Origin of the sequence: Moorena sp. SIO2C4 (assembly GCF_010672485.1) — a bacterium.
GTDB lineage: Bacteria > Cyanobacteriota > Cyanobacteriia > Cyanobacteriales > Coleofasciculaceae > Moorena > Moorena producens.
In genome coordinates, this window is record NZ_JAAHGN010000309.1 from 1 (window position 1) to 7338 (window position 7338).

The 7338-nt window shown below is 41.6% G+C and carries 7 protein-coding genes; all 7 read left to right on the plus strand.

Going from position 1 to position 7338, the window contains the following annotated elements:
• The coding region (locus F6K20_RS17180) for a glycosyltransferase (RefSeq protein ID WP_287295421.1) at positions 1-234 on the plus strand (234 nt) is incomplete at its 5' end.
• 262 nt (positions 235-496) lie between these two features.
• Positions 497-1732, plus strand: coding sequence for an O-antigen ligase family protein (locus F6K20_RS17185; protein ID WP_287247492.1), 1236 nt, complete (start codon positions 497-499; stop codon positions 1730-1732).
• A gap of 259 nt (positions 1733-1991) precedes the next feature.
• A complete protein-coding gene (locus F6K20_RS17190) occupies positions 1992-3011 on the plus strand; it encodes a glycosyltransferase family 2 protein (RefSeq protein ID WP_287247494.1) in 1020 nt (339 codons plus the stop codon).
• A gap of 168 nt (positions 3012-3179) precedes the next feature.
• A complete protein-coding gene (locus tag F6K20_RS17195) occupies positions 3180-4367 on the plus strand; it encodes a glycosyltransferase family 4 protein (protein WP_008179242.1) in 1188 nt (395 codons plus the stop codon).
• A gap of 173 nt (positions 4368-4540) precedes the next feature.
• Positions 4541-5836, plus strand: coding sequence for a glycosyltransferase family 4 protein (locus F6K20_RS17200; protein ID WP_008179240.1), 1296 nt, complete (start codon positions 4541-4543; stop codon positions 5834-5836).
• Between the two features lie 182 nt (positions 5837-6018).
• Entirely contained in the window at positions 6019-7179 is a 1161-nt protein-coding gene (locus tag F6K20_RS17205; protein ID WP_502708840.1) for a glycosyltransferase family 4 protein, read from the plus strand.
• Between the two features lie 68 nt (positions 7180-7247).
• The coding region (locus tag F6K20_RS17210) for a four helix bundle protein (RefSeq protein ID WP_287295423.1) at positions 7248-7338 on the plus strand (91 nt) is incomplete at its 3' end.

Genomic DNA, 7338 nt, shown 5'->3' on the forward strand with positions numbered 1-7338 from the left:
TCCTTCAACATTGGCTGGATGCCCGATCTGATTGAGCACCAGAAAAACGGCTATTTAGCCCAACCTTACAAAATTGAGGCTCTGGCTCAAGGAATTGCTTGGGTGCTGGAGAACACAGAGCGACATCAAAAACTATCCTACCGCGCCCGCGAGAAGGTAGAAAAAGAATTTACCTTAGAAATTCAAGCAAGACGCTACTTATCTCTTTTTAATGAAATTTTATCGGGGGTATAATTATAGCAGTTCTCAGGACGAGTGAGGGACATTACTTATCCCTTTAAGGCAATAGGCAATAGGCATGCTAGCAATAGTAAAGAGGGTTTTAAGCGATGCAGCGCGGTCTTGGGGGTTCCCCCCACTCGCTATTGCATCAAGACAGGGAATCAGTGTCAAAGAAGACTGTACCTCATAACTGCGAGCAACGCTATATAACTAATATGAGAGATATTATTCCTGAGATAACTAGGGCTATAAAAGTCGTATTAATAGATAGTTTATGGTGAATTTAAAAAGGTTATCGCCTAATCAATTAATAACTTTTTTTTTGCTAAAGTTAGAACCTTTTATGATTGGCATCTGCTTATTTTCTGGCATGTTTCTTGACATACCAGGCTCTCTACTTACGCTTTTAAAACTTGCTAGCTATCTAATCTTGTTTTTTTTACTTATTTGGCGATGGAAAAGAGTTGCATATGTTTTTACAAAGGATATACCTTTACTATGCTTAGTGGGGACTGCTGTGTGGTCGATTGCATGGTCTGCCGTTCCCGGTATTCCAGCATTACTTAGAGCTGTGGTACGTGCAACTGCCCTCGGAGGATACTTAGCAGCTCGCTATAACCCTAAGGAGCAAATGCGTCTTCTGGCATGGGTGCTAGGCATAGTGGCGATTCTAAGCTTATTGGTCACTCTAGGTAATGGCTTCGGGGGAGCTCCCGCTCAGGGTATCCTTAGGCATAAAAATCATTTGGCTCGTCTGATGTCCCTAAATGCCATAATGTCTTTATTGACCGCCCTCAACCACCGGAAATATCGCTGGGTAGGGTGGGCTGGATTTAGCTTGTCTGTTTTGATGCTCCTGCTTTCTCAAGGAAAATCAGCGTTGGTAATCTTTTTAGTTATGATTACCCTCCTGCCCCTTCACAAGTTTGTAAAACAGCACTATAAGTTACAAACTTTTCTTTACATGGTCTCAGCTCTACTGGCTTTTGTTGCATCTATATTAATTTTATGGAACCTGGAATTCATAGTAGTTGATACTCTAGGCAAAGATCTTGAATTTAACGGGCGTTTACCTATTTGGACTTTGTTATTTGAGAGAATTTTAGAACGACCTTGGTTAGGTTACGGTTTTGAGGGATTCTGGTCTTCCGACGCCGGTTACTCTGTAATCAACTCTACATGGCTTGCCCATGGAGGACATGGTCATTCTCATAGTGGTTATCTTGAGTTAGCTCTGCAACTTGGATTTTTAGGTGTTTTACTTTTTGTGGTTAGTTTATTGACGGCATTATTTAGGATAATTAAATTACTAAGCTTAAGGGAAAAAATAGAATTTTTATGGATGTTTCTCTACCTAATATTTTTCAGTATTGCTAACTTTAGCCTAGAACCATCAATTCTTGTCGAGGACATATTGTGGACTGTATACGTATCAACCGCTCTTTCCGCAGGTGTTTACCAGAGTCGAATTGTCAAAAATCGCCACTTAATGAAAGCTGCCCAAGTCTGATCTAGCATTTTTAGTTGAGATGTGAAACTAGACTTGATGGGTAAAGGGAACAGGGAGCAGAGAGCAGGGAGTAGGGAGCAGGGAGTAGGGAGTAGGGGAAATAAAATTGACTGTACCTCATAAGTACGAGAAACGCTATATACTTACTAAGTATTAAGTTTAATGAGATAATTTAAAATGCTATATCATTAAACTTATCCTGATAATTAAAAATTTATTTTATTAATTTATTTCATTAAATTAAACGGGATAGTAAGCCATGAAAAATTCAGAGCAAAGTACCATTTGTGAACAAGAAGCCCCTCACTTAGCCAAACTTCCGACCATTTCGATAGTTGTTCCTAACTATAATAGCGGAGCAACTATCGGTGCAACCTTACAAAGCTTAATCGATCAGAACTATCCCAAGCTGGAAATCATTGTAGTGGATGGCGGCTCCACTGACAACAGTGTGGAGGTAATTAAGCAGTTTGAACCATACATTACCTGGTGGGTTAGTGAGAAGGACAGTGGTCAATCTAATGCCATTAATAAAGGTTTTGCTAAGTGTAATGGTGATATCGTTAATTGGCTGTGCAGTGACGACCTCCTAGCACCAGATGCCTTGCACACAGTGGGCAAATACTTTGCCGAGTCACCTGATATTGATGTCCTAGTTGGTCGCAGCCAAATTGAATATAGGACTGAAAATTTAGGTCAACCACTCAAGGGAGCTAATTTTTGGATGAGCCTGTTTGGGCGAGTCTTGCCCTTAGGATTAGGAGCACGACCTATGATCAAGGATGCAGAAAACCAGATCTACATCAAAGCTCCTACACTCAAACAAATTGACTTAATCGCTGTTGCTTCTCCAATTCACCAACCTAGCTGCTTTTATCGGCGCAAGCTGCTTGATCGACCTCAACCTTTAAATGAAAGTTATGAGTACACCATGGATATTGAGCTATTTAATTATTTCTACTCCCGTGGTGTGCGCTGGCGCGTTATCGACGAGGTGCTAAGCATTGCTCCAGTAAGTGGTGACAATAAAACCAGCATTGCTGGTGTAAAAGCCACTTATGAATTAGAGCAGATCTACAAAACTTACACCAAAGAATGGATCCCTCTAACCTATTGGCATAGACGACTACGTTATCCCTTGGAGGGTTTTATCAAACGTCATCGTGGCGGTATTTGGTTATACATAGTCGGACCAGTATGGGTTGCACTCACACTACTATTAGCCCCATTTTATGGTGTTGAAAAAGTTTGGGCACTCAGGTGGACAAAGTGGATTTGATTACCTATTTAACTACCTATTTAACCCTATAGCCTTGGTGAGGGCCTTAAAGTCAGGATTTACCCAAAACTGGACTTTAAACTCTATATGTAGTAGGGGCGCACGGCGTGTAACCATACAAGTAGATTTACTGCAGCAGTCCTGAAAGTATTAAAATTATGAAAAATTATGATTAACTATCCGTCTTTACACATAATTAAAGACACAAGTCAAGACACAAGTCAAGACACAAATCAAGACAAAACTTTAGAACTTAAAACACAAAATCCTGTTTCTGTCGTGGCATGGCAGGTATTAATGTTAGGTGACAACCTTCAGATCAAGGGTGGTATCGCATCAGTGCAGAAACTTATTCTTCGTAATGCACCCTCTCACGTTCAAATTCAGCACATTCCTACTACCTGTACTGATGGGGAAAACGGATCAATTACTCGTAAGATCTTAGCTTTTGGGAAAGCTCTAGGCAAGTTGCTGTGGAAGTTATCAAGAAAAAAAGCTGATCTTATTCACGTGCATTTTTGTCAAAGGGGTAGCACGCTCCGGAAAATGATTTTGATGCTCGTTGCACTAGCGTTTGATGTCCCTGTAGTTTTGCACGCCCATGGTAGCGAGTATAAGTTGTTTTACACTGGGCTGCCTCAATGGGCTAAACGAATAATTAGCTCGCTGTTTCGACAATCTGCTTACTTGATTGTTCTATCACAGAGCTGGAAAAACTTTTACCAGTCTAGTTTCGGACTAAAAGCAGAACAGGTTGTAATCCTTCCTAACCCAGTAGAGTTCCCCTCGAAAATTCCAGAGCGCACAAGCTGCAACCAGATAATGTTGGTTTTTTTGGGACAAATCGGTCAACGCAAAGGAGTATTTGATCTGATCCGGGCATTTGCCTCCCTCCCTCCTGAACATAAAACCTGCTCAAAATTAATATTAGCAGGGGATGGAGAAGTAGAACAAGCCTGTCAATTAGTTGAGAGTCTGGATTTAGGAGACTATATCAAAGTCCCTGGCGGGATAGACTCAGGGCAACGGGATGCTCTTTTAGCAAAAGCTAACATATTTGTCTTGCCGTCTTACAACGAAGGTCTGCCGATGGCATTGCTGGAAGCAATGGGTTGGGGCTTACCTGTGATCACCACACCAGTAGGGGGGATACCCGAGGTAGTTACTCACGCAGAGAATGGACTAATCATAAATCCAGGGGATATTGAACAGCTATCAGATACCTTGAAGTCTCTGATTGAAAATAAGTCTTTGAGAATTTCCTTAGGAGCTAAAGCAAGAACGAGTGTTGTTCCCCTAGATGTCAAAAATTATTGGACTTCTATGAGCGAGGTCTATCGTTCAGTCTTAAAATAAAAACATAAATATATACATTAATATATATTTATAGGTATGTAGTTTGATGACTTCAGGCTTCTTCTGTCTAAAACTTACCTGGCTCAGATGTTGATAACAACAACTGCTCTAGATATCTAACCGATCTGGGTACAGCTCAGAAAATTAATTACCATTTTCGGAAAATATTTAAGATGAAAATACTGATATCTGCTTTCAATTGCAATCCTGAAAAAGGTTCTGAGGATGAACTTGGTTGGTCGTGGGTTCTTCAACTCTCACAGATGGGGCATGAAGTCTGGGTGATTACTGAAGCCAACAATCAGCCCAGTATTGAGCAATTCATCTCTAAAAACTCCCTCAATAATTTGAATTTTTATTACCATAATTTACCAGTTTTTTCCTTTAATAGGTGGATATTTAAAGGAAATAAATTTGGGATTATTGCTATGCGTATCACCGTTGAAATTCTTTTGTTCCACTGGCAGTGGGGTGCGTATCAGACTGCCAAATTATTGACCCAGCAAGTGGCATTTGATTGTGTGCATCATGTCACAAATAGCTGTGTGCGACGTTATAGCTTCATGGGTTTTCTAGGACTCCCTTTCATTTTGGGTCCACTAGCTGGTGGACTAAGAACACCTTGGCGTTTCAGGAAAAGCTACCCCTTGATGGGCAAAATCCTTGATTTTGGTCGTGACCTAGCCAATAGCTGGATTCAGTTTAATCCCCTGATGCACTTGACCTTTACTAAGGCATCAAAAATCTATCTTGACTCCGAGCAAACACGGTCGCTTATTCCAAAATTTTATCGCCATAAATCTGAAGTTATTTTTAATGTGCCTCCCTGTAGGATGACTACTATCCCTGAGGGAATTCAACGAAAGTCAACCGAAACAGAAACTTTCCGGGTTCTGTTTGTAGGACGGTTGTTGTTTTGGAAAGGTTTACATCTAGGGCTAAAAGCCTTTGCGCAGCTGCTCGATAAGATCCCGAATGCCCGTTTAACAGCCCTTGGCAGAGGTCCAGAAGAAAAGTGGCTGCAAGGACTCACCGAGCAGTTGGGAATCCAGAATGCTGTAGACTGGATATCTTGGATAGATCAGAAAGAATTGATTTCAGCCTATCTACACCATAATGTTTTTTTATTCCCAAGTCTCCATGAAACTTCCGGTACAGTTGTCATAGAAGCTTTGTCCTATGGCTTACCTGTAGTTTGCCTCGATTTAGGAGGACCAGGAGTGATAGTGGATGAAACCTGTGGACGGGTGATAAAAACGGATGGGTTGACGGAAGAAGCTATGATTCAGAGGCTTAGTGATGCCTTAGTAGAACTAGCAGAAAACTCAGAATTGCGACAGCAGTTGAGTGAAAGGGCATGGGCGCAACCAACTAAATTTGAATTTAAGAATGTTGTGGAACAAATATATAGCTCTTCGGTACTTGTTGAGAAAACCTTGAAGGAAGCACCCCTAGATGATAAAAGTTGATCAACTTTTTAAGTTATTAACAATACAATTATATTTTACATCACTTCGGCATCTATCATTAAAAGTATATTTAATGATTAGTTTTACTGATTTGATTAAGGAACTAAATTTTAATGACTTCATTTTCTAAAGTATTAATAATCGTCGAAAATCTACCTGTACCCTTTGACCGAAGGGTATGGATGGAAGCCACTAGCTTACAGAAAGCTGGCTATCAAGTTACTACAATTTCTCCCAAAGGGAATGGGTTTTACAAAGATTATGAAGTCATTGAAGGGATTCATATTTATCGCCATCCCCTACCACCGGAAGAAAGCTCCGTTACTGGCTATATTCGAGAGTACAGCTGGGCTATAAATTGGCAATTTCGCTTAGCTTGCCAAGTATGGCGAGAGCAGGGTTTTGACATTATCCACATTTGCAATCCCCCAGATTTAATCTTCCTAGTGGCGGGATGGTTTAAATTGTTTCGGGGCGTAAAAGTAATCTTCGATCACCACGATCTGGCTCCGGAGATGTACATCGCCAAGTATGGACGAAAAGATATCTTCTATCATGGTCTACGCTGGGCTGAGCGCTTAACTTATGCTACAGCAGACATGGTGATTTCAACCAACGAATCCCATCGCAAGGTCGCCCTTACCCGAGGGGGGAAGAAACCAGAGCAAGTATTTGTAGTGCGCAGTGGACCTGATCTGGCACGGTTTCGGATTATGCCCTCAAACCCGAGTTACCGCAGAGGTCGTCAATATCTGGTAGGTTATATGGGAGTGATGGGGGAACCAGAGGGCATTGACTATCTTCTGAGGGCAGTACGTTACATCGTGCAGGAAAAGAAGCGCCAAGATATTCACTTCATGCTCATTGGCAGTGGCCCTGCTGCTGAAACCCTCAAGGCTTTATCTAAAGAGCTTGACCTGACTGATTTTGTAGAATTCACAGGATTTCAGACCGGGGAAGCACTTTTAGAGCGGCTTTCCAGTTGCGATGTATGCGTGGAACCGTCTCCCACATCGGCTTACAACGAAAACTGTACTATGAATAAAATCTTGGAGTACATGGCCTTAGGCAAACCTATTGTTCAGTTTGACCTCCGAGAGGGAAGACGCTCTGCAGAGAATGCATCTGTTTATGCTACGCCTAATGACGAGCTGGAGTTTGCTGAGAAAATTCTGGAACTGCTCAATTCTCCTGAACTCAGAGAAAAAATGGGAGCAGAAGGTAGACGCAGGATGGAAGAGATGCTGGAGTGGCGTCATCAAGCCCCTAAACTTTTGGATGCTTATGGGAAAGTTTCCTTACCTTTGTCAGGGATTAGTATTAACTTAGGCACTAGGTATTAGGCTTGAGGCTTTAAGTATTAGGTAAGCATTCAGCAGTCAGCAGTCAGCAGTCAGCTTAATGCTTACGTTTGTCAGAAGCCGAACTAGCCCGTTTTCTTCAAATTGCTATGGGTTCAGCCAGTGAACTTGAATATCACCTGTTACTGGCAGAAGGTAAGA